Raw genomic sequence first — 21,823 nt, 5'->3', positions numbered from 1 at the left:
GAGATGGCTTCTAATTTTATATGTAGGATTTAAACTTGCTGGTTAACAAAGTTTTCTAAATATAAGAAGTATGCATTTTCACAGCTTTTTTTAATTATCTTAGAAAAAGAATCCGTTTTCAATTCTTGTATCGTCGCTTTAATAAACAATGCTTGATCTTCTAAAAACGACTGAATCTCATCTTCTGTTCGGTATTGAATATTAAAATAGCCCTGTTCTTTATTTTTTTCTGCCATATAGGATATGTTATATGTTTTCATCACATATAAGAACCATTCATTGAGCCCAGTTGCTAAATATAGGGCAGCTAAGAATAATAATTCGGGTGTCGCATCTTTTCGTTGTTTGATGCTTTGAAAATGACTGTCTTGGGTCACAGCTTGATAAATAATAAAGTTTGAACTATAAATAAGACTTTTATCAACCGATTGAATTAAAATATGATTTTTTTCATCCGGTTGCAATAATAACCATGCATTAAAGACAATGGCCCACGCGTCTTCTTTATGTAAAGCAGCTTCCTTCACGATATGATCGTAGCTTTCCATTTGTTCTGCTATTGATAAAAAGGTGTCCAAATGATGTTGTTCTATGTAAAAAAGACTATGATCAACGGAAAGATTTCGATACATCAGTACACACTCCTTTGGTAATAAGTTTATATATTTGTAAGAATTTAGATTCTATTACATAGTTTATCGAAATTAGACGAAGGTTGGCAATCGATATTTACAAAAAGTAGACAAAAGTAATGGTTTAATTATTATTTTTTAGGTTGATAACATTATTTTGATTCTAAAGATTTATAAAAGCCACCACGAGGGCGTGATGGCTTTTAAGAGTCCTTAAGTTCCTTTAAAATAGGATCGTTGTAGATTATTTTCTCCGTAATACGAGAAGTCATAATCCCTGCGATCATGGAACCACTAACGTTAAGTGCTGTGCATCCCATATTAATTAATGGTTCTACGGAAATTAATACTCCTGCAAGAGCGGCTGGTAAATCAACAGGTAAGGGATATCATTATTCCATCTTAAATTATCATGTAAGAATTCTTTTTCTTTCCAACATGTATTTGAAAAATTTTGTTACAATAAGATGACGAATTGTTTTTAGAAAGGAACAAATAATCTATGAAATCACCATATATTTTTAAACATTTACAGCCGGCTATTCAAAATGAAGAAAAAAAGCCAGCCATTTTTTTATTTCACGGATTAGGTAGTAATGAAGAGGACTTACTTCAATTAATTGAACCATTTAGAAGTCAATGTCATATCTTTAGCTTACGTGGGCCAATTACCCATTCACCAGGATATGCCTTTTATACATTTGAAGAAGAGGGAAAACCGACAAGAGAAATATTCGATAAAATGATCGTTCTAACGAAACAATTTATTGAAGAAGCGATCGAGCATTTTCATTTAGATGAAAAGAGACTATTTGTAATTGGCTTTAACCAAGGCGCAGTAGTAGCACAAACACTGGCCGTCGTATTAGCGGAAAAAATTCGTGGTACCGCTGTGTTAAGTGGCTTTTTACCTCAATTTGTGAAGACGGACTATAGAAAAGTGTTGTTAGAATCATCTAGAATCTTTATTTCTCATGGTGAATATGATTATGATTATCCAATTCGCTGGGCAGAAGAGAGTAAAGACTTCTTTATCGAGTTAGGAGCGGAAGTTACGTATAAGACGTATCTGGATGGACATGGCGTAACACCCGAAAACCTTCAAGATTTAATTACCTTTATTACAGAAGATTTAGTTGAGACAATAAACTAAAAAAGCGTTGTCTATAAGTTTTTCTAATGAAAAATGATAAAAATTCGCTTTACTAGTATATACTAATCGAGTTTCGAAAAAGGTTTACCTAGTGAGAGGACTAAGCACACAAGCCGCAAAGCCATGTTGTACATGTCTTTACGACTTGTCTTAGTGCTTTGTGAAAGGTCCTCTCACATATAGTAATGACTACTAAACTCTATGTATTTTTTCGCGGCTTACAGTGGTAGGTCGCGTCTTCCTAATTTAGTTAACTTTACTGGTGTTATTTCCTAATTTAAATTTAGAAACAAAAAATGTACATTTCACTGAAATGTACATTTTTAACTTTTAGGGAAGCTTTTTCTCTTATATAATAATCGAATCTAATAGTTTTTCCGCTTCCTTAATGGGCATAGGTTTGTGGAAATAGTATCCTTGGCCCGTTTTGCAGCCCATTTTTTGTAGCAATAAAAATTGTTCTAACGTTTCAATGCCTTCTGCAACAGCATGCATATTTAAATTTGTGGCAAGCTGGACAATCGTTTGTACGACTGCATGCATACTCGTATCGGATATGCCGTTAATGAAACTACGATCAATCTTAATTTCGGAAAATGGTAGTTGCTGCAAATAGCTTAAACTAGAGAAACCAACGCCGAAGTCATCAATCGAACTTTCATACCCACACTTTTTTAACTCAATTAAAATTTCTTTTGCTTTTTCATAGTCAAATAATTCTACACTTTCGGTTACTTCAATTTTTATATGTTCAGGGTTCACATCAAAAAGATTTACATATGAAATAAAATCGTCCACGAATGATTCCCGGTAAAAGTGGACAGGTGAAATGTTGACTGATATAGGAACTACCTTTAGACCTTTGCTTTTTCGTTCATGTTGAAATTGTAATACTTTTTTTAATACAATATTATCAACAGCACTTATTTTTCCTGTCTGTTCTGCAACGGGGATAAATTCAGCAGGAGAAACAGGTCCTAAAACAGGTGAGTACCATCTAGCGAGTGCTTCAAATCCTTCAATAGTAGCAGTAGATAAATTTACTTTTGGTTGTAAATTTATCGTAAATTCTTCGTTTTGTAATCCGTAGTTTAATTGATTTACGATATCTAACTCACGTTGAATTTGATAATCGGTTTCAACTTCAAAATAAGATAACGAGGTACCTTTTTGATTTCTCGACTTCGTAAGGGCAATATCAGCTCTTCGTACACTTTCATCAATAGAAATCGAGTGATCGAAGTTTGAAATACCAATTTTTAATGAAATAAAGAGCTCTCGATTTGCTATTGCAAAAGGTGTATTTGTAATATTTTGAAGATTTGAAATGAATTTATTTAAATCGTCAGCGGTTAATTGGATCGCAAGAATAAATGTTGAATTTGTAAAACGTCCATAAATCATTTCATTCGTGTCGTAGTTTTTTTCTAAACGATCAATCAGTTGACGGATTAAGTCATCTCCAATTTTCCTTCCGAATAAATCTACAATATTTGAATATTCACTAGGCTGAATTAATAAGATAGAACCCTTAATTTGCTCTTTTTCCCAATCGAATAAATGCGTGTAAAAATAATTGTAGTTTGGGATGCCAGTATTCATATCGTAATAAGCAAGGCGTTTTAACTGTTGCTTTTGTTCGACATATTTAATCGACAAAGCAATAATTGGAGAAAGCTTCTTTAAAAATTCTATATCTGATAAATTTAGTTCGGTTTTATTTTTTATGTATATCGTGAAATAACCAAGTAGACAATTTTCATTATTAAGAATTGGTTTTAGCCAGCAAGACGCTATAGCGTAATCGATTTGCTGATGGTTATTTGAGTCGAGTTCTTTTATATAAACTGCACTTTGATTGTAGCCAGTTGAAGATCCTACATCGATATGATGAATGGATTTTATAAAAGAAAGAGGGAGCGATCCACTCGCAATTGGTTCAAGTTCCCCATTTGCTTGTACAAAATGAATGGCACAATAAATATCTCGAATATAATATTTTTCCACCTGAGTTGTAATCAACTGCAGAATATCATTGATTTCTCCATTTTCAAGTTCCGTATATACTTCATGTTCTAATTTTGATAGCATTTTGTTCAACATTAGATCTGTAACATCTTTACAATGGAGGACTATAAATTGAGCTTGGCCTTTATAATCTTGAATGGGTTCACTGTTAATACTATTCCAAAAGGCTACACGATCTTTTCGATAATGGATTATGTTTAGTTCTACAGGAATATTATTCGATAGATGATAATGAAAATCAGCAAGTGTATCTTCATTTGTTTTCAAACCATTAAGAAGAGAAATCGATTCACCAATGATTTCCTCTCTTTTATATCCAGTTAATTTTGTGAAAGCATGATTAATAAAAACAATAGGATAATGTGTTTGATTTACATCAACAATGGCTACTCCCGCACGATACTGTTCACTAATGCTACAAAGAAAAGAAAATAACTGTTCCTTTGATAGGGGCATAGTTGAAAAATGCATGGTTTTTTCCCCCTGTAAGTTGATAATTTTGTAATTCATTATAACAAAATTAGTAGGTATTTAGCAGTACTATTTGAAAAATTTACTTCTATCTATTAACTCTAAAAGCAGATTTCACAATATTTTCGTTATAGATTGATATAGTAAGAAAAGAGTGAATGAAGGGCTTCTTTTCCCATCTCATCGACCAACAATTCATTATTTAGTGTCACTTGAACAGTAGTACTATCGGCTAAAATTTGCTGATCTACTATTTGAAAATGAATGACGACTTTCCCATTCTTCACAAGTTGATTTTTTACTTCATCAGTAAATTGGTAATGCTCAAACAAATTATCTTTCCAAGTTCCTTTTACAGTAAAATTATGTATGTTCTCTAAATTTTCATAATCCCATTGTACATCGCGTAAAATAGTTTTAAACAAATCATTAATAGTAAATACTTCATTCTCGTAATCTATTTCTATAGAGCGAATTTGATGCACGTCTAAAGAAGTGGCAGTTGCAGCCTTTTGTGCAGCAGAATCAATCCCAGATACCGCTTCTTTTAAGTCACCCAATTGATTATTACAACCAACTAAAAATAGAATACTTACGAATGGAAACAGAAGTGCTCTAAATTTTCGCATAACGATTACCTCCAATTTTGATTCACAATAACGTGTAGGAAGACACTTGTCATAGTTCATCTTATCGAAAATACTTTTTAATAAATAGAAGCTATTAATGATTTATTATGAATTTTTTGTAACAGGACAAGCTGCAACGTTGAAGTGTTATCCTTTTCTACAAGATAAAGGACTATTAGACGAAAGGAAGTAGAGATGAAAATTGATGATGAAGTGTTAGAGAAGCTAGGTGTTTATTTCGTGTATTTTGATATTTATAACATGTATGGGATTCCATTCGAGACATTTGTGGAAAGATATAATAAGGGGATTTTGGAGATATAATGGACAAGGCACCATGTTTACCACATGGTGCCTAATTTTTAGAAATTTTGTTTAATCCAATGATTTGCTTCGATCCAATTATTTACGCGGATCACATTACTTGGTATGGCTTTTCGATTGTATGGTGTATCAAATAATACGACAGGAATCTTTAATTCTTCTGCTAGCATAACCGCGTTGTCGTGTTTGTCTTCAAAAAACACTTCTACGCGATGTTTTTTTGCAGCTTCCAATTTATCGTGACTGCCAATTAACTCGATATGATGAAAGGGTACTTCATGCTCTTCAAACCATTTATGTGTAATGGATAGAACATTGGTATCTCGAGCTGAAATATAATAGAGTTCGTATTCATGTTGCCAACGCTCTAAAATAGATTTTGCATCTTTTGCAAGGTGACTAACTGAATACATATAAGCTTCATTTTCCTTAAACCATTTAAAAAATTCTTGACGATCAACAGGGTGAGGAAAAGCACTTAAAAAATCGTATTCGACCACATCATCTAATTGAATGTTCGTGTTGTATTGTTTATTGATATGTGGAATAAGCGTATCGGGTGTTGTGACTGTACCATCAATATCAATGCCAAACCGTGGCTTTTGCTCTAAGGTCATATAAAAACCTCCTAGTTTAGAGATTTTTCTTCTTTTGCTCGTTTTTCTTCCATTTCTTTTGCTATTTTATCGATTTCTAACTTCAGTTCTTCTACCATTGTTGCTTCAGGAACTTTACGTACTGTTTTCCCCTTCATAAATAACAATCCTTCTCCACGTGCCCCTGCAATGCCAATATCTGCTTCACGTGCTTCTCCTGGTCCATTTACCGCACAACCAAGAACCGCAACTTTAATTGGAACATTCAGTTTTGAAATATATTCTTCTACTTCATTGGCAATCGAGATTAAATCAATTTCAATGCGTCCGCAAGTAGGACAAGAGATTAATGTTGCCATGTTTGAAGCAAGTCCAAATGATTTCAGAAGCTCTCGTGCAACTTTCACTTCTTCTACTGGGTCAGCAGATAAAGAAATTCGTAAAGTATTCCCGATTCCTTTTGAAAGAATCGCACCTAGACCAGCAGCAGATTTTACAGTACCGGCAAATAATGTACCTGATTCTGTAATACCTAAATGAAGTGGATAATCAAATGCTTTGGCTGCTTTTTCATAGGCTTCAATTGCTAGGTTTACATCAGAAGCTTTCATAGAAACGATAATATCATGGAAATCCAAGTCTTCTAATATTTTAATATGATGAAGGGCAGATTCAACCATACCATCTGCAGTTGGATACCCGTACTTTTCTAAAATATGACGTTCTAATGATCCAGCATTTACCCCAATTCGTATTGGAATATTTTTTGCTTTCGCAGCATTTACAACCGCTTCCACTTTTTCACGACGACCGATATTCCCTGGATTAATACGAACTTTATCGATTCCATTTTCAATCGCCTTTAAAGCTAACTTATAGTCAAAATGTATATCCGCAACTAACGGAATATGGATACGTTTTTTAATATCAGCAATTGCATTTGCAGCGCGTTCATCTGGAACAGCTACACGTACAATTTGACAACCTGCTTCTTCTAAACGAAGGATTTCAGCTACCGTTGCTTCAACGTCATGTGTTTTTGTTGTACACATACTTTGGATAAATAGTTCGTTACTACCACCAATCGTTAAATTACCTACACGCACAGGACGTGTTTTTGAACGGTGAATAAGTTCACTCATGAAGATTCTCTCCTTTTATAAAGGTACGTTTTGAAATAATCGTACCATCACTTTAGTTATTTTATCAGTGTAGGTAAATAAGAACAAGGAAGAAACGCTATTTTTTACTTTTTACAATTTTGCACTCTTTTATCATAGATTGGAATTTTAATAAGTTCCCCTGGTACCATGGCTTGTTTTTTTAAATGCGGGTTTAACTCGTAAAATTGAGCCATTCTCTCAGGTAATGAAATATCTACCTCTGATGGATAAGCGGCAAATAAACTTTGAACGGAATCACCGGCTGTAGTAACAACAGAGACAGACGTGATCGTGATTTGTTGATTACATTGCAATTCCTCTTCATTAAATGCGGCTAATGGAACCGTACCTTCTGTTAAATCTATTTTAATAACAGCTGCTAGAAGAAAAAACACAACTGTAAATAGTAGAAATCTCAAAAAAATCCCTCCTTTCTCTCACTATATGAAGAGAAGGGGGATTCATGCCTATTATTTTTTTTGTATTTTAGGATATTTAGTCGTTGCGATAAATAATAGAGAAACAGTAATGACAATCCCTATTAGAGTAGAGAGTGTACCAGGTAGATGAATGAGTGAAAATACAATCGTTAGAAGAGTTGACCACGTAATCGTTAATGCTGCAGTTCGCCACATATGACGATATTCACCACGACGGCTTAGTATCTTTAATAGAAAGATTCCTACTAAAGCATATATACTAATCCGAATAAATAGAAGAAAAGTAGTAGTAACGGTTAGCAATAAGAGAGCAAATGGGTATAAAATCCATTGAATATCCTGAATATATTCTGACAATCCTTCTATATTAAGAGAGGTAGTTGATACACCTGTGAGAAATTGAATAAAAGAATATAGAGTGATAATTGCAATTAATAGAAATACATATTGTATTGTCTTCCCGATCGAAAGTAGACGATAACCCGCTAATTTTTTCGGATGGAATAGACTATCGATAAAAAGTTGTGAATGTTTGATCATAAATTCTCCTTTCGAATGTAGTTTAACACGAAAACATTTAAAGGAGATAGCGAAACTTCAATTAGTGAGGGAGCATTTCAGCGGGGTTTTTTGTTTTCCTCCTACCAATGAAACTTTTTACGATTTTTCCCGTAAATGTAGGTAAGACTTAAACAGGAGTTGTTAACTTTGGAAGTTATAGGTTGGATTATCATTATTGCTAGTTTTATCATTGCTTTTATTGGGCTAATCTATCCGATTATTCCATCCGTGCTTTTTATTTTACTAGGGTTTATTGTGTATGGTTTGTTTTTTTCCTTTACAGAATTAGGCTGGTTATTCTGGTCTATTGAAATATTATTTGTCGTACTGTTGTTTGCTGCCGATACCCTTTCAAACTTAATTGGTGTGAAAAAATTTGGTGGTACAAAAGCAGGTATGTGGGGAAGTACAATCGGTTTATTGATTGGACCATTTCTTATCCCCGTTGTCGGGATCTTAATTGGCCCATTTGTAGGAGCGGTCATAGGGGAATTAGTTGTGACAAAAGCAGAAGTAAAGCAAGCGCTAAAAGCTGGTGTTGGATCACTTGTCGGTTTTTTAACGTCAATCGTAACAAAAGGAACGATTCAAGCGATCATGATCATTATTTTCCTTTTCGCCATTTAACCGGTTTAATTTTAGAAGGAATTGAACAAAGTAGATAGGGGCGAATGTGAAGTCTTAAGCTTTTTCAATGACTACTAAAATATTCCGCCAAAAGACTGAATTGTAAATGTTGGAGTGTAAATTATTGAATGGTTTGACAAAGTTTGATAACCTAGAAATGTAATCAACATTACGCACTTATTTGAGGGAGGAAATTCACTATGGCTTACGAATTACCACAATTAACTTACGCATATGATGCATTAGAACCACACATCGATGCAAAAACTATGGAAATTCATCATTCAAAACATCACAATACGTATGTAACAAACTTAAATGCAGCAGTTGAAGGAACAGAATTTGCTGGTAAAGATTTACTAGAATTAATTTCAAACATCGACGCTCTTCCTGCTGACAAACAAACAGCAGTTCGTAATAACGGTGGTGGACATGCGAACCACACATTATTCTGGGAAATCTTAGCTCCAGGTGGATCAAACACTCCAACTGGTGAATTAGCGTCTGCAATCGATGCAAAATTCGGTAGCTTTGATGCATTCAAAGACGAGTTTGCAAAAGCAGCAACTGGCCGTTTCGGTTCTGGTTGGGCTTGGTTAGTTGTAGATGGTGGCGAAATCGCAATCACTTCAACACCAAACCAAGATTCACCTGTAATGGAAGGTAAAACACCAGTACTAGGTTTAGACGTTTGGGAGCACGCTTACTACTTAAACTATCAAAACCGTCGTCCAGACTACATCGGTGCATTCTGGAATGTAGTAAACTGGGATGTAGTAGAAGCTAAATTCCAAGCTGCAAAATAATCAATTTTATTAGCGCTTCAAAAGACAAAATTCACAATTGTGGATTTTGTCTTTTTTTCGTTTTCACATTTCACGAGCATAACATCAACATTGTCTGTGCAAATTAAGGATGATGGAGGTGAGCTATTGTGAATAAAGAAGAAAACAAAAAGTTCAAAAGTAAAAAATTAGATCGTGAAGAATATGGCCATGGTTTTGATCTCAGTCCAGATGATTTTGATGTAGTTGGTCAAAATCAAAATGCAAAAAGACAAAATCAAAATGAAAACAAAGGAAAACCGGATAACAAACATAATCCTTCCCGTTTAAATCAATAAGCACAAAAGAGTATTTGGTTAGTTTTGACTAGCCAAATACTTTTTATTTATGAAAGTAAAATTTTTGGCGTTTGAACAATGTTTAGTTATAGGCACTCTTTTCGCTTTTTTTGTGTATTTTCGCGTTTTTTTTCAGAAAAGTTCTATTCTTCTCCATTTTTTCTTAAATTGTTACGAGACGAAGAAAAGGGAGAGGAACTATGCAAATTGACGGCGTTTTTTCTGGTGGTGGCATCAAAGGGTTTGCATATGTTGGCGCTTTTCAAGTATTAGAAGAACAAGGGTTTCGCTTCAAAAGAGTGGCAGGAACAAGTGCAGGAGCTATATTCGCTTGTCTCATCGCTGCAGGTTACAATTCACAAGAGATTGAAGAAATGTTAGATGAACTTGATCTAAAATCACTTTTAGATCCTCCAAAACCAGCACGAAATTTGCCAATTATTAAATGGATTAATTTATATTTTCGGTTAGGTTTATATAAAGGGAGAAATTTAGAGAAATGGTTTTATAAAAAACTAGCCAAAAAAGGGATTTATACGTTTAACGATCTTCCAAAAGGTTCATTAAAATTGGTGACGTCGGATTTATCAAATGGCAAAATGATTGTTTTACCAGATGATTTACAAAGTTATGGTATTGACTGGCGGAAATTTTCAGTAGCAAAAGCACTAAGAATGAGTTGTGGGATTCCTTTTTTCTTTGAACCTATCTATTTAAAAGACCGAAAAGGAGATTGTGTATTTGTAGACGGAGGGGTATTAAGTAACTTTCCGTTGTGGATTTTTGATAATGGTCATAAAGAGCGTCCAATACTTGGATTGAAATTAAGTAGTCCTTTGGAAGAAATGGAGCCTCATAAAATTAAAAATGGATTGGATTTGTTTGATGCACTTTTTAAAACGATGAAAAATGCCCACGACCAACGATATATTTCAAGAAAACATGAAAAGAATATCATTTTTATCCCAGTAAAAAAGTATAGTACAACTCAATTCAGTATTAATCAAGAAGGGAAGCAGGAGTTAATTGAAATTGGAAGAGATCGTACGCAAAAGTTTTTAGAGCATTGGGATGGAAAGTAGGGAGCCGAATAAGAATAGGGATAAAATAAATAGTTTTCTCAAATACTTATTGTTAGAACATCATGAAGGAGTCGAAAACAGTGGCGAAAACACCGAAAGAAATTGCTGAAAAAATACTAGAAGATCATATGGTAGGAACAATGGCTACAATTGAAGGAAACAAACCTCATTCTAGATACATGACCTTTTTTAATGATCGCTTCACGCTCTATACGGTTACAAGTGACACGACACATAAAGTGGAGGAGTTATCAAAAAATCCGTATACCCATATTTTAATTGGTTATGATGGGAAAGGGTTTGGCGATTCTTTTTTAGAAATCGAAGGAAAAGTCGAAATATCATCGGATGATACGATGCGGGAAAAAGTTTGGAATAAATTTTTAAAACCTTGGTTTGAAGGACCAGACGATCCAAAGATGGTCATCTTAAAAGTAACACCTTCACAAATTCGATTAATGAATTCCAAAGGCGAGTCCCCTCAAATGGTGGATTTAAATTAAAAAATACCATGGTTCAGCCTTTGAACCATGGTGTTTTATTTTGTTTTCCTCCATAAAAAGAATAAAAAAATAGTTCTATCTTGTCCATTTTTTCTTACACTAGAATATAGGAATAGAATCGAGGTGGAAAGATTTGAAAAAGTGGGGAATTGCTGCAATTGTCATATTTATTATGTATTCGATTGGGATGTATTTTTATCTCTTCCATTGGGCTCAAAGTGGAGTACCCATCGTGTTAAAGGGAACCGTCGCAGATCCAGCTACGTTTATGTCCAAACAGGAATTAGTGTTGAGTGGAGAATATTCAAAAATTAGAAACTTTATGTTCTTTGTGATCACACCTCTAGAATGGCTCGTGTATTTACTTATTTTAGGTACAGGCCTTTCAAAGGTTTTTGAAAAATGGTCAGAAATTGGGTTGAAATGGAAAGTTATAAAAAATAGTGCGTATGTATTTTTCTTATATCTTTTTACGACCGTTCTTTTTTATCCGATTGACTATTATCGATATAGTTTAAGTAAAAAGTATGGAATCAGTACACAAGATTATTCTTCATGGATGAGAGATTATGTCATTGATTTTTGGGTCAATTTTATTACGACCTTAATTATCGTCATTGTACTTTATTGGCTCATCCAAATTAGTAAAAAAAGATGGTGGTTGTATGCTTGGCTACTAACGATACCATTTGCCATCTTTATGATGTATATCCAACCTGTCGTAATTGATCCACTCTATAATGAATTTTATCCGCTAAAAGACAAAGCGTTGGAAGAAAAAATATTATCACTAGCAGAGCAAGCCAATATCCCATCTGAACATGTTTTTGAAGTAAACATGGCTGAAAAAACAAATGCCATGAATGCGTATGTCACAGGAATTGGAGATAATTCAAGAATTGTCTTATGGGATACGACGTTAAATCAATTGACCGAAAGCGAAATTCTTTTCATCATGGCGCATGAGATGGGGCATTATGTACAAAAGCATATTTACATTGGTATGGCAGCTTATATTTTATCGACTTTATTCGGATTGTGGATCATAGCAAAAATAATGCCGTGGTTGATTCATCGATTTGGTGAAGCTTTGAAAATAGAAAAGATGACTGACATCCGTTCGCTGCCATTATTCTTGCTCCTCTTATCGTTAATGTTGTTTATTTCAAATCCGATTTCGAATTTTGTTTCGAGGTATCAAGAGACGAGAGCGGACGAGTATGCGATGGAGTTAACAAATAATCCAGAAGCGGCTGTGAGTAGTTTCCAAAACCTAGCGAAAACAGGATTAAGTGAAGTGAATCCACCTTTCATAGTAAAAATATTTAGATATACACATCCACCAATGCTTGAACGGATTAATACAGTAGCTGAATATACCCAAAAGAAAGAATAACATTGAGGAGCCGGATAGATTCGTCTGGCTCCTTTTAAATGTGAACAATTTTGAAGGCAGACAAGAAAAAAATTCAGAAAAAGCTTTTCTTCAAGGCGAAAAAGAAAAGAAAATGGCGATTATAGCGGGATGAAAACCGAACAAAAAGGGGAGTAGTAGAATATACTATAGTAAAATAGGGATGAGAAAATATACCTAGGGAATAAAGTCTATACATACCAATAGATAGGTGGTGAGCAACATGGATTTCTTCTTAGTAGCATTAACTTTTTGGTCGCTCGTAATCTTGTCACTGCTCCTTTTTATACATGGTTTATGGAAAAAATCGTGGCAATCACTGACTGTTAGTGGATTCGCATTTCTACTCCCAATGCTTTATTTTGCAATGGTCGAAAAGTTTTTTATCGCCTTCGCTCTATTACCTATAGTCCCGTTTTTATTGGCCTACCATATGAAGAAAAAAGAAATATAATCGAATTTAGCTAGCATCTCATTGTAGGGTGCTAGCTTTTCTAATTTAATGAGCATTCAGAAGTTCTCTCAGGATCTTTATTTTGAACAAGTGTTAGAAGAAGTTGAGAAGAAAAAAGAAGATTTACAAGAGTTATATTTACATAATTTAAAATTCGCTTTTAATCCAAACTTCAAATTAGTGAAGGAATCCTATTTATAATCAAGGCGGCGGGGAAACTCGTCGTTTTTTTGTGTTTGAATGGACTTTTTATCCCGCATTAACGGGCAGTAAAGACTCCCACCTCAAGACTTAAGTAAAACAAAAAGGATAGGTGGGAGATCAACTGCGCGTAAAAGCTCGATTGGTTCAACTAACAATCCGTGGGGGTTGGCTAAAGCCTGACCCAAATTAACTCTTTTAGTAGCTTAACTTAAATAGATAAAAATCCTTTTTCAGTACTCTTAACCTCGATGAAGGACAAAACTGCTGGGGAAAGTCGATGGAAGTGGTCTTCATAACTCTAATAAAGCTCAAAATCCTCAGAAAAATCATGTGAAATTTTACATATTGCGTTAACTCCAACGATACACAATCAAGAGTTGTAGCCACATACTTCGTTTCCAAATACATGCTACAAAAAAGACATGACAATCACTCGCCATGTCTTTCGTTATAACAAAATCATACTTAATCCAATCCCAATAATAATTGCACCAGTAGTTGCGACTAACCCTGGAATCATAAAGCTATGGTTTAAAATATATTTGCCGATTCGTGTCGTGCCTGTTTGGTCGAAGTTAATCGCGGCAACTACAGTTGGGTAATTCGGAATAAAGAAATAGCCGTTGACAGCTGGGAACATCGCAATCAAAAGGGCCGGATTTATTCCGAGTGTAATCCCGAGTGGCATTAACGTTCGTACTGTTGCAGCTTGGCTATATAATAAAATGGAGAGTACAAATAGCGCAATGGCAAATAACCATGGTGCGGCTGTGACTAAATTCGATACATTTTCCGTAATGAACTGTGAATTTCCGTTGAAGAACGTATCACCCATCCAAGCAATTCCGAAAATCGCTACGACTGCAGATGCTCCTGCTTTAAACACAGCTCCGGAAACTAATGTCTCAACATTTGTCTTACATAAAAGGATTATTAGTGCTGCTGCGGTAAGCATAATAATTTCAATCGTAACAGGCATCGCCATTCGAGTAAATTCACCCTCAATGACCCAACCAGGACGTAACCGCTCAATGGATCCAAAAAGAACAACGGAGAGGGCTGCTAATAAAAAGATTGCAACGGAAAGTTTTGAATTTTTAGTTATAACAAATTTTTGCTCTTCTTGTTTTAAGGTTGCAAGGCCTTCTTCTAATCGTTTTAAATAAATTGGATCTTCGGATAGCTCTTTTCCCATCTTACTCGATACAAATGCCGCAATCATACAAGCGATAAAAGTTGAAGGTATGCAAATCATTAAAATGTCTAATAATGTAATGTCAAAATCTGCTAATAGTGCGAGAAATGCAACTGTTGCCGCAGAGATTGGACTTGCGGTAATGGCTTGTTGTGATGCAATAACAGCGATGGACATCGGTCTTTCAGGTCGAACGCCAGATTCACGTGATACTTCTGCGATAACAGGTAAAACAGAATAAGCCACATGTCCTGTACCTGCACAAAAAGTAAAAACATACGTAACGATTGGTGCAATATATGTGATGTATTTAGGATTTTTCCTTAAAGCTTTTTCAGCTATATGGACGAGGTAATCCATTCCACCAGCCGCTTGTAGAGCTCCAGCTGCAGTAATTACGGCTAAAATCATTAGCATTACATCTATGGGAGCACTTGTAGGTTGTAATCGAAATACGAAAACAAATATGGCGAGTCCTAAGCCACCCATAACCCCTAAACCTAACCCGCCAATTCGAGCACCAATAACAATGCATGCAAGTAATATTATTAGTTGTATCCAAAACATATTTTTGCCCCTATTTTTTATTGATTTTTTTAGCGTTAGACAGAGTATTGCATATTGTATAAATAAATAACTTTCCCTTTGTATATTAACCAAAGTCTCAACTGTTCAATACAAAACAATCAATGTTTATAGGGGAAAAACGATGAATAAATTACTGTATTCCGGATTGGCGTGGCCTTATCTTAAAATGCCGAAGATTTCACTAATTAAAATTTTACATGATTAATCCAGTGCATAAGTAAACAGCGGTACACCAAATAAAGATAGCCGAACATTTTTGAAAGATGATTAATACTTTACCTGACTCGTCAAATTTTTTAAGGATCACTCCTGCAAAAGTTAATCCAAAAAACCAACACCAAGAAACAGCTATGCAAGTAATCGTAAATAAAACTTGCTCTGTTCCTTCGTATTTTAAAGCACTTGTCCCAATTACCCCTACTGTATCAAGGATGGCATGGGGATTTAAGAGGGAGACAGATAAAGCAAAAAGAATCTGTTTTGAAGTGGATAAGCTTTTAGTTTGATCGACTGTAGTAGGTTTTGATTTCCAAATCGAAAAGCCCATATAAATTAAAAACAACACACCACAAGCGATAAGACCAATTCTTAAACTTTCAAATTGTAAGACAATCAATGATAACCCAAAAATAGAAAGGCTAATAAGTAGGGTGTCGCACAATGAGGCGGTTATTGTCGCTGGCAGTGCTTTGAGAAAAGTTGGTTGTGATGCTCCTTGAGAAAAAACAAAGACGTTTTGTACGCCTAGGGGCAAAATTAATCCAAACGCTAATAAAACTCCATGAAATATTGCTTCCAACAAAAAGCCCTCCTTTTATTCAACAAAGCAATATTATACAATGAAATTAATACTTTATCATAAGTTGGTTGAATAGTTTATAAGTTTAATATAAAGATTAAATTGTAAAGGAATGATAACGAGAATGACCTTAATTTGCTTAGTTCGTCATGGTGAAACAGAGTGGAATGCACTCAAAAAAATTCAAGGTAGAGCAGATATCCCACTTAATAATGTAGGAGCACTCCAAGCCAATGCATGTAGAAGCTATCTAAGTGAATTTAAATGGGACGTGATCGTATCTAGTCCATTGAAACGTGCTAAGCAAACGGCAGAAATTATTAATGATGCTTTGAGTTTGAAATTACATGTCATGGATGATTTTATTGAAAGGAATTACGGGGAAATAGAAGGGTTAACATTAGAAGAGAGAGCCGTTATGTATCCAGATTTCCAATGTCCAAGTCAAGAAACCCTTGAGGAAGTTAAAAAACGTGTTATGAAAGGAATAAATGAACTTCAACGTTTACACCCAAACAAAAAGGTGATTGTTGTGGCACACGGTGGAGTGATTAATATTATTCTTTCTGTACTATCTAATGGAAGGATTGGCACAGGGAAAACGGGTTTATCGAACGGTTGTTTAAGTCATATACACTATCACGATGGTGTTTGGAGTGTGAAAAATTACAACCAAATATCGCATCTAACAACAGCTGTACGTTAAATTATTTTTTATTTATTGAAAGAAAATCATTAATAGATAGTAATATAATTGGATGTTTTTTTGGTGATATTCGACTTTTTCCTACAAAAACTATAAAGAAGTTCATATTTATAGTGCTAAAGTTGGTGTTCACTCTTTAAAATGCTACTTATTAAAAAGTGGCATTTTTTTATTTTAATCTGTAAAATAGAGGGAAGTATTACATGGAAAGGGTGGTTTTGGAAATTGATACACTCGAAAAATGTTGAAAATGATAAGCTCTTTGAGTGGTTATGTTCTATTAGCGTACAATTTAAATTTGCGTTTCTAATCACTGATCCGAATCACCAAATTCTTTACGGAAATAAAGCCTTTACACAATTAACAGGTTATTCTATTAAGGATGCCATCAATAAAAATATTCGCTTCCTAACTGGGAAGGATACAGATATAGAAAAATTTAATCAATTGTTAAATGGATTACAGGAAAATCAATTCGCCAAAGAAGAATTATTAACATACAAAAAAGATGGAACGAAAATTTGGAGCAACTTTTTAATTCAAGGGTTGTATGACGACAATGGAAAGCATCTTTATAATATTGCTACTGTAACAGACATTACTATTTCCGAAGAAGAAAATAGTATTGAAAAGTTTAACATTCAAAAGCTAGCTTATACCGATTATCTTTCAGGTTTAACAAATTATAATTATTTTATCGACAGATTCAATGAAAATATGAAACAACAAAAAAAGGGCTTCCTGTTAATCATTCAACCGGCTGAGTACATCAATTTTGTCGATTCATTTGGAAAACAACAATTAGCCTTATTGCAAAAAAAAATAGGTGATCGAATAGAAAAAACATTAGCACATTTAGAAACCATTGTTTCACGGGCTACAGAAGGATCGCTCATTGTTGCCGGTTTTTGCGAAGAACATTTAATTAAAGACAATGTCGAATTGCTATTAAAAATGACAAAAGAGCCAATGTTCCTAAATGAAATTGAGCTTTTTGTCTCCGTAAAAATTGGAGTTGTTTCAATTAGTTATTACAATGGTGATACCGACGATCTTGTTCGTCTTGCGGATATTGCTTTAAGTCAAACGAAAAAACAAGCAGGCAATTTAATTGTCTATTACAAAGATGAATTTGGTATTGAATTAAAGAAGCGTATGGAAATTCAAAATGAATTAATCCATGCAATACGAAATAAAGACATTACGATGTATCTTCAACCAAAAGTGAATATCGTTACAGGTAAAGTTGAAAGTTTTGAAGCTTTAGCACGGTGGTTTTCAGATAAGCTTGGCTTTGTACCACCTAATGTTTTTATTGAAATCGCAGAATCTATTGGGAAAATCCAAGAAGTTGATTTGTTAGTGGTTGAACAGGTATTAGCTTGGTTACGTTCTCGTAAAGAAAGAAACTTGAAGTTATATCAAATTTCAGTGAATATATCGCCAAGTCATTTCTACTTACCGAACTTTATTAAAGAGTTGCGATCAATTGTAAATGCGTATCAAATTGAACCAAGATATTTAAAAATAGAATTAACGGAAAATATTGGTTTAGTCGATATGCCAAGGGCGGTCGTGTTGTTAGAAGAGTTGAGAGGATACGGTTTCGAATCTTCTGTTGATGATTTTGGCATTGGCTTTTCATCTTTAAGTTATATCCATCAGCTCCCTGTGACGGAATTAAAAATTGATCGTAGTTTTATTAATCAAATACATGAAAAAGGCGGCAGTACCATTGTGCGCACAATTATTCAGTTGGCACATAACATGGGGATGATTGCCGTAGCAGAAGGAATAGAGACAGAAGAACAACTGGATGTAATTCGGAACTTATGTTGTTCCATTGCGCAAGGTTTTTACTTCTATAGACCAATGCCAATAGCTCAAATAGAAGAAATTTTAGAAAATGAATAATCAAATTGGACAGGACATAAAGCATGTTCTGTTTTTTTGTTCATCACTTTGTAAATTGTTTAATTGTATTAAACCCCATATAATGGAGGTAAGGGTACAGTGAGGAGTGTTTTTCATGAAGAGTTTAACACAAAACAAGCAACAATTATGGTTAGGGTTACTGTTATTGGTCCTTGGTAGTAATTTAATGCTTTACAGAACAGATTTTGGAGCTGAAATTTTAGTAAGCGGTGCAAGCAATGTAGCATTAGGTTCTTTGTTGGATTTAGTGATCATTGCCCCTATCTTATTTTTAGCTTGGAAAAAGAAAAAGAGTATTAAACTGTTTCTACTTTTAAGTGCGAGTGGATTAGTCTTATCAAGAGTATTAATTCCAATCGAATATTTAGAACCGTTTGTAGCCATTACGTGGGTTGGAATCGCAGTAGAGGTTGGTATATTAGCCCTTGAACTTTTATTATTGGTTACGCTTTTCCGTTACATGCCAAAAATAATCAAAGAAACAAAAGCTAGTTCATTACCAATTATTTTTTCATTCTCGAATGCTGTCGATCGCTTCGTACAAAAGCATCAACTGATTCACATTATATGTGCGGAAATGTTAATGTTTTATTATGCTGTTGCAAGTTGGAGAAAGAAACCTGTATTACAAGCAAATACAGTGACATTGCATAAAAATTCTAGTTACATCGCGTTTCAAGTTATGCTTATTCACGCGGTTGTAATCGAAACGTTAGGAATACATTGGTTTATCCATGAAAAATCTTTAATTTTATCAATCATTTTATTAATCTTAAATATATATACTGTTTTATTCCTTTTAGCGGATATTCAAGTTGTGCGATTAAATCCTGTTCTTCTGTGCGAGGATAAATTTTACCTTTCAATTGGATTAATGAAACGAATGGAAATCGAGTGGGATGAAATTGAAGAAGTTTATACTGAAGCAGAAATGATTAAACAAAAGCAAACAAAAGATACAATCGATTTTGTTGCAAAAGATTTTGATGAAGTCCATCCAAACGTCATTCTAAAACTAAAAAATCCTAAAGAGGCTACGTTAGCTTTTGGAATGAAAAAAACATATTCAAAGGTAGCGATTAAATTTGATGACCTGCAAAAATTTAACGAAGCATTAAGTAAATATCGACATGAATAATTCAAACAGAGGTAGGGAAGTTGGTCCTGCCTCTTTTTTGCGGGGTTTTACATATACTTATATTATTTCCTGAAATAGGATTATATAATAGAAATATCGATTGATGTGTCTAGGAAAGAGGAGAACTTTTTGAAGGAATTACTTGTACGTTTATTTTGCTTACTCGTATGTATTAGTTTAATTATTTTTCAACTAATCCAAGGTGCTGGTCATGTAACATTGTCTATTTTTCTCCTTACTATTATGTTATTGCTATATTTTCTACTCCCTCTTTTAAAACAAGCCTTGTCTAGTTATCTAATCATTTTATTCATCATCCCCTTGTTAACGCTTGTTTCAGTTAATTTAGTGTACGCATTACCACTATTCGCTTTCTTTCTATTAGAAGGGACGTTTCGATTAAAAGAAAGACAATTTTTTATTTTTCTCTGTACTTCTATAATCATTAGTCTTGCAATTACTATTTTACAATGGATTCCTATCTATAGTTTTCTTTTGTTGATCGCCATTCACGTTTGTTGCTATTTTCTCCATCAACATGTAGAACAACGCGAAATGAAAGATAGTCTATATGATCAATTATTGGCTGAGTTTCGTCAGTTGAAACGATTATCGGTGGAACAAGAGGAATTCGTGCGTGCAGAAGAGCGAACGAAAATAGCAAGAGATATCCATGATTCCGTGGGACATAAGCTAACCACCTTATTAATGCAACTCGAGATGCATTCGATTACAAATGATAGAGTCAATTTAGAAGATGTTAAACAGTTAGCGAGAGAAAGTTTAGAAGAGACCCGTTTTGCAGTTCGGCAATTAAAAACAGCAGAAACGACAGGCATTCAATCGGTACTCCATTTAATCCGTAAACTAGAAATGGAAAGTCGCCTACATATACGTTTTACGTTAGAAAAAGGAGTTTTGTCGTTACCAATATCAAATGAACAAAGCATTGTGTTGTACCGTGTATTACAAGAATGTTTAACGAATGCCATGAAACATAGTCATTCAAAAGAAGTCGACGTAATTATCGGAACTGACTCATTACAACAAATCGAATTTGAGGTAAAAAATAAACTTCTTTCTGATACTCCAATTATCTACGGGTTTGGTTTAACAAATATGGAAGAGCGGTTGCAAGAAATAGGTGGGAACTTGCGCATCATTCGGACTGCTCACGAATTTATCGTTAAAGGAACATTTTCTAAAAAGTTAAGTTAAACGGAGACTCTTTGAATCGATACACTGTTAAAGGAGTGACGTAAATGACAATTCGGATTTTACTTGTAGAAGATCAAGCGATTGTACGAAATGGTTTAAAAATGATTATTGAACAAGACCCACAATTTCAAATTGTAGCACAAGCGAGTAATGGACTTGAAGCGTTAGAAGAGTTAAATAAATATAGAGTCGATTTAGTATTAATGGATGTGCGAATGCCTAAAATGAATGGCATTGAAGCGACAAAGCGAATAAAGATAACTTATCCTGAATTGAAAATCATCATTTTAACAACATTTGATGATGAAGAATATGCGTATCAAACGTTAAAAGATGGAGCTAGTGGCTTTTTACTAAAATCTTCTGAGCCTCAAAAATTAATCGATTCCATACATAGTGTTTTAAATGGTGGACTCGTTTTACAAGAAGATGTAGCAGCGAAGTTAATGCCTAAATTACTTCAGCAAAGAGTGACAGTACAAAATGAAGCTCCGTTAATTCCATTAACAGATCGCGAACTGGATATTGTCAAATTAGTGGGGGAAGGAAAAACAAATAAGGAAATCGCCAATAGTTTGTTTTTATCAGTTGGGACAGTGAAAAATCACATCACTCATATCTTGCAGCAACTTGATTTACGAGATCGTACCCAATTAGCCATCTATGCAGTGAAAAATGGACTTGTATAAGGTGCCTGGCACGCAAACAATTCTGAATGTTCGGAATTGTACGAGTGCCAGGCACCGCTTTTATGACTTCAGTCACTTTATTTCGTGACGTCAGCTACTTCGAACTTTCTATAAAAATTGGTAAAGTATACATAGAAAGGATGGCGAAAAG

General features: G+C 34.3%; 24 protein-coding genes and 1 pseudogene. 15 read left to right on the top strand and 10 right to left on the bottom strand.

What is annotated here, in order from left to right; genetic code table 11:
• Positions 1 to 29: 29 nt before the first annotated feature.
• Together EK386_RS00890 and EK386_RS20405 are read right to left on the bottom strand one after the other, a co-directional pair.
• Positions 30 to 632 carry a hypothetical protein gene (locus EK386_RS00890; RefSeq protein ID WP_126657121.1) on the bottom strand — a complete coding sequence of 201 codons (603 nt, stop codon included), beginning with the start codon at positions 630 to 632 and terminating at the stop codon, positions 30 to 32.
• Positions 633 to 835: 203 nt separating this feature from the next.
• A pseudogene (locus EK386_RS20405) lies at positions 836 to 1,009 on the bottom strand (L-cystine transporter); the annotation flags it as partial.
• Positions 1,010 to 1,134: 125 nt separating this feature from the next.
• Here EK386_RS20405 and EK386_RS00880 point away from each other — a divergent pair.
• Positions 1,135 to 1,785: an alpha/beta hydrolase gene (locus tag EK386_RS00880; RefSeq protein WP_126657120.1), complete on the top strand. Its 651-nt coding sequence runs from the start codon at positions 1,135 to 1,137 to the stop codon at positions 1,783 to 1,785.
• 348 nt (positions 1,786 to 2,133) lie between these two features.
• On the opposite strand, the gene EK386_RS00875 is transcribed toward EK386_RS00880, so the two are convergent.
• Positions 2,134 to 4,284: an EAL domain-containing protein gene (locus EK386_RS00875; RefSeq protein WP_158674354.1), complete on the bottom strand. Its 2,151-nt coding sequence runs from the start codon at positions 4,282 to 4,284 to the stop codon at positions 2,134 to 2,136.
• Positions 4,285 to 4,412: 128 nt separating this feature from the next.
• A complete protein-coding gene (locus EK386_RS00870) occupies positions 4,413 to 4,913 on the bottom strand; it encodes a hypothetical protein (RefSeq protein WP_126657118.1) in 501 nt (166 codons plus the stop codon).
• A 195-nt stretch (positions 4,914 to 5,108) separates the two neighbouring features.
• On the opposite strand from EK386_RS00870, the gene EK386_RS20560 reads away from it, so the two are divergent.
• The gene (locus EK386_RS20560; RefSeq protein WP_255508030.1) at positions 5,109 to 5,237 is read left to right on the top strand and encodes a hypothetical protein; all 129 of its coding nucleotides are present in this window, start codon (positions 5,109 to 5,111) and stop codon (positions 5,235 to 5,237) included.
• Between the two features lie 38 nt (positions 5,238 to 5,275).
• Here the strand turns inward: EK386_RS20560 and EK386_RS00865 are convergent, their stop codons facing one another.
• The 4 genes from EK386_RS00865 to EK386_RS00850 form a co-directional block, all read right to left on the bottom strand.
• A complete protein-coding gene (locus EK386_RS00865) occupies positions 5,276 to 5,854 on the bottom strand; it encodes a hypothetical protein (RefSeq protein ID WP_126657117.1) in 579 nt (192 codons plus the stop codon).
• 11 nt (positions 5,855 to 5,865) lie between these two features.
• Positions 5,866 to 6,975, bottom strand: coding sequence for a flavodoxin-dependent (E)-4-hydroxy-3-methylbut-2-enyl-diphosphate synthase (gene ispG / locus EK386_RS00860; protein ID WP_126657116.1), 1,110 nt, complete (start codon positions 6,973 to 6,975; stop codon positions 5,866 to 5,868).
• A gap of 104 nt (positions 6,976 to 7,079) precedes the next feature.
• Entirely contained in the window at positions 7,080 to 7,415 is a 336-nt protein-coding gene (gene yqfZ, locus EK386_RS00855; RefSeq protein ID WP_126657115.1) for a protein YqfZ, read from the bottom strand.
• Positions 7,416 to 7,466: 51 nt separating this feature from the next.
• Positions 7,467 to 7,976, bottom strand: a complete 510-nt coding sequence (locus tag EK386_RS00850; protein WP_246027549.1) for a DUF1189 family protein — start codon at positions 7,974 to 7,976, stop codon at positions 7,467 to 7,469.
• Between the two features lie 168 nt (positions 7,977 to 8,144).
• Here EK386_RS00850 and EK386_RS00845 point away from each other — a divergent pair, with 168 nt between their 5' ends.
• From EK386_RS00845 to EK386_RS20130, 8 genes are all read left to right on the top strand, one after another.
• Positions 8,145 to 8,624 (top strand): DUF456 domain-containing protein, encoded by a 480-nt coding sequence (locus EK386_RS00845; protein WP_126657114.1) that lies wholly within the window; start codon positions 8,145 to 8,147, stop codon positions 8,622 to 8,624.
• Between the two features lie 200 nt (positions 8,625 to 8,824).
• Positions 8,825 to 9,430: a superoxide dismutase gene (locus EK386_RS00840; protein WP_126657113.1), complete on the top strand. Its 606-nt coding sequence runs from the start codon at positions 8,825 to 8,827 to the stop codon at positions 9,428 to 9,430.
• A gap of 128 nt (positions 9,431 to 9,558) precedes the next feature.
• Positions 9,559 to 9,747 carry a hypothetical protein gene (locus EK386_RS00835; protein WP_342774230.1) on the top strand — a complete coding sequence of 63 codons (189 nt, stop codon included), beginning with the start codon at positions 9,559 to 9,561 and terminating at the stop codon, positions 9,745 to 9,747.
• Positions 9,748 to 9,947: 200 nt separating this feature from the next.
• Positions 9,948 to 10,829 (top strand): patatin-like phospholipase family protein, encoded by an 882-nt coding sequence (locus tag EK386_RS00830; protein WP_126657111.1) that lies wholly within the window; start codon positions 9,948 to 9,950, stop codon positions 10,827 to 10,829.
• Between the two features lie 62 nt (positions 10,830 to 10,891).
• Complete coding sequence (locus EK386_RS00825; protein ID WP_126657110.1) at positions 10,892 to 11,332, top strand: pyridoxamine 5'-phosphate oxidase family protein; 441 nt, start codon at positions 10,892 to 10,894, stop codon at positions 11,330 to 11,332.
• Between the two features lie 172 nt (positions 11,333 to 11,504).
• The gene (locus EK386_RS00820) at positions 11,505 to 12,728 is read left to right on the top strand and encodes a M48 family metallopeptidase (protein WP_281274234.1); all 1,224 of its coding nucleotides are present in this window, start codon (positions 11,505 to 11,507) and stop codon (positions 12,726 to 12,728) included.
• Between the two features lie 241 nt (positions 12,729 to 12,969).
• On the top strand, positions 12,970 to 13,200 hold the full coding sequence (locus tag EK386_RS00815; protein ID WP_126657109.1) for a hypothetical protein: 231 nt from the start codon (positions 12,970 to 12,972) through the stop codon (positions 13,198 to 13,200).
• A gap of 48 nt (positions 13,201 to 13,248) precedes the next feature.
• Positions 13,249 to 13,401 carry a hypothetical protein gene (locus tag EK386_RS20130; protein WP_158674353.1) on the top strand — a complete coding sequence of 51 codons (153 nt, stop codon included), beginning with the start codon at positions 13,249 to 13,251 and terminating at the stop codon, positions 13,399 to 13,401.
• A gap of 451 nt (positions 13,402 to 13,852) precedes the next feature.
• Here the strand turns inward: EK386_RS20130 and EK386_RS00810 are convergent, their stop codons facing one another.
• Together EK386_RS00810 and EK386_RS00805 are read right to left on the bottom strand one after the other, a co-directional pair.
• On the bottom strand, positions 13,853 to 15,166 hold the full coding sequence (locus EK386_RS00810) for an anaerobic C4-dicarboxylate transporter family protein (RefSeq protein ID WP_126657108.1): 1,314 nt from the start codon (positions 15,164 to 15,166) through the stop codon (positions 13,853 to 13,855).
• 214 nt (positions 15,167 to 15,380) lie between these two features.
• The gene (locus EK386_RS00805) at positions 15,381 to 15,986 is read right to left on the bottom strand and encodes a LysE/ArgO family amino acid transporter (RefSeq protein WP_126657107.1); all 606 of its coding nucleotides are present in this window, start codon (positions 15,984 to 15,986) and stop codon (positions 15,381 to 15,383) included.
• Between the two features lie 124 nt (positions 15,987 to 16,110).
• Between EK386_RS00805 and EK386_RS00800 the strand changes: the two genes are divergently transcribed.
• The 5 genes from EK386_RS00800 to EK386_RS00780 all read left to right on the top strand — a co-directional run bounded on the left by EK386_RS00800 (position 16,111) and on the right by EK386_RS00780 (position 21,672).
• Positions 16,111 to 16,692 carry a histidine phosphatase family protein gene (locus tag EK386_RS00800; protein ID WP_126657106.1) on the top strand — a complete coding sequence of 194 codons (582 nt, stop codon included), beginning with the start codon at positions 16,111 to 16,113 and terminating at the stop codon, positions 16,690 to 16,692.
• 225 nt (positions 16,693 to 16,917) lie between these two features.
• Positions 16,918 to 18,606 carry an EAL domain-containing protein gene (locus tag EK386_RS00795; RefSeq protein WP_158674352.1) on the top strand — a complete coding sequence of 563 codons (1,689 nt, stop codon included), beginning with the start codon at positions 16,918 to 16,920 and terminating at the stop codon, positions 18,604 to 18,606.
• Positions 18,607 to 18,721: 115 nt separating this feature from the next.
• Complete coding sequence (locus EK386_RS00790) at positions 18,722 to 19,765, top strand: beta-carotene 15,15'-monooxygenase (protein WP_126657104.1); 1,044 nt, start codon at positions 18,722 to 18,724, stop codon at positions 19,763 to 19,765.
• A gap of 129 nt (positions 19,766 to 19,894) precedes the next feature.
• A complete protein-coding gene (locus EK386_RS00785; protein WP_126657103.1) occupies positions 19,895 to 20,983 on the top strand; it encodes a sensor histidine kinase in 1,089 nt (362 codons plus the stop codon).
• A gap of 44 nt (positions 20,984 to 21,027) precedes the next feature.
• Positions 21,028 to 21,672, top strand: a complete 645-nt coding sequence (locus EK386_RS00780; RefSeq protein WP_126657102.1) for a response regulator transcription factor — start codon at positions 21,028 to 21,030, stop codon at positions 21,670 to 21,672.
• Positions 21,673 to 21,823: the final 151 nt, after the last annotated feature.

It is taken from the genome of Lysinibacillus antri (assembly GCF_003977595.1).
GTDB lineage: Bacteria > Bacillota > Bacilli > Bacillales_A > Planococcaceae > Ureibacillus > Ureibacillus antri.
Note: the sequence above shows the minus strand (reverse complement) of the source record. Positions and strands in the feature narration are given on the sequence as shown.

Coding starts and splice junctions, on each gene's coding strand:
- EK386_RS00890 (WP_126657121.1), bottom strand. CDS start 632: ATGTATCGAAATCTTTCCGTTGATCATAGTCTTTTTTACATAGAACAA.
- EK386_RS00880 (WP_126657120.1), top strand. CDS start 1,135: ATGAAATCACCATATATTTTTAAACATTTACAGCCGGCTATTCAAAAT.
- EK386_RS00875 (WP_158674354.1), bottom strand. CDS start 4,284: ATGCATTTTTCAACTATGCCCCTATCAAAGGAACAGTTATTTTCTTTT.
- EK386_RS00870 (WP_126657118.1), bottom strand. CDS start 4,913: ATGCGAAAATTTAGAGCACTTCTGTTTCCATTCGTAAGTATTCTATTT.
- EK386_RS20560 (WP_255508030.1), top strand. CDS start 5,109: ATGAAAATTGATGATGAAGTGTTAGAGAAGCTAGGTGTTTATTTCGTG.
- EK386_RS00865 (WP_126657117.1), bottom strand. CDS start 5,854: ATGACCTTAGAGCAAAAGCCACGGTTTGGCATTGATATTGATGGTACA.
- ispG (WP_126657116.1), bottom strand. CDS start 6,975: ATGAGTGAACTTATTCACCGTTCAAAAACACGTCCTGTGCGTGTAGGT.
- EK386_RS00850 (WP_246027549.1), bottom strand. CDS start 7,976: ATGATCAAACATTCACAACTTTTTATCGATAGTCTATTCCATCCGAAA.
- EK386_RS00840 (WP_126657113.1), top strand. CDS start 8,825: ATGGCTTACGAATTACCACAATTAACTTACGCATATGATGCATTAGAA.
- EK386_RS00830 (WP_126657111.1), top strand. CDS start 9,948: ATGCAAATTGACGGCGTTTTTTCTGGTGGTGGCATCAAAGGGTTTGCA.
- EK386_RS00825 (WP_126657110.1), top strand. CDS start 10,892: ATGAAGGAGTCGAAAACAGTGGCGAAAACACCGAAAGAAATTGCTGAA.
- EK386_RS00820 (WP_281274234.1), top strand. CDS start 11,505: ATGTATTCGATTGGGATGTATTTTTATCTCTTCCATTGGGCTCAAAGT.
- EK386_RS00815 (WP_126657109.1), top strand. CDS start 12,970: ATGGATTTCTTCTTAGTAGCATTAACTTTTTGGTCGCTCGTAATCTTG.
- EK386_RS20130 (WP_158674353.1), top strand. CDS start 13,249: ATGAGCATTCAGAAGTTCTCTCAGGATCTTTATTTTGAACAAGTGTTA.
- EK386_RS00810 (WP_126657108.1), bottom strand. CDS start 15,166: ATGTTTTGGATACAACTAATAATATTACTTGCATGCATTGTTATTGGT.
- EK386_RS00800 (WP_126657106.1), top strand. CDS start 16,111: ATGACCTTAATTTGCTTAGTTCGTCATGGTGAAACAGAGTGGAATGCA.
- EK386_RS00790 (WP_126657104.1), top strand. CDS start 18,722: ATGAAGAGTTTAACACAAAACAAGCAACAATTATGGTTAGGGTTACTG.
- EK386_RS00780 (WP_126657102.1), top strand. CDS start 21,028: ATGACAATTCGGATTTTACTTGTAGAAGATCAAGCGATTGTACGAAAT.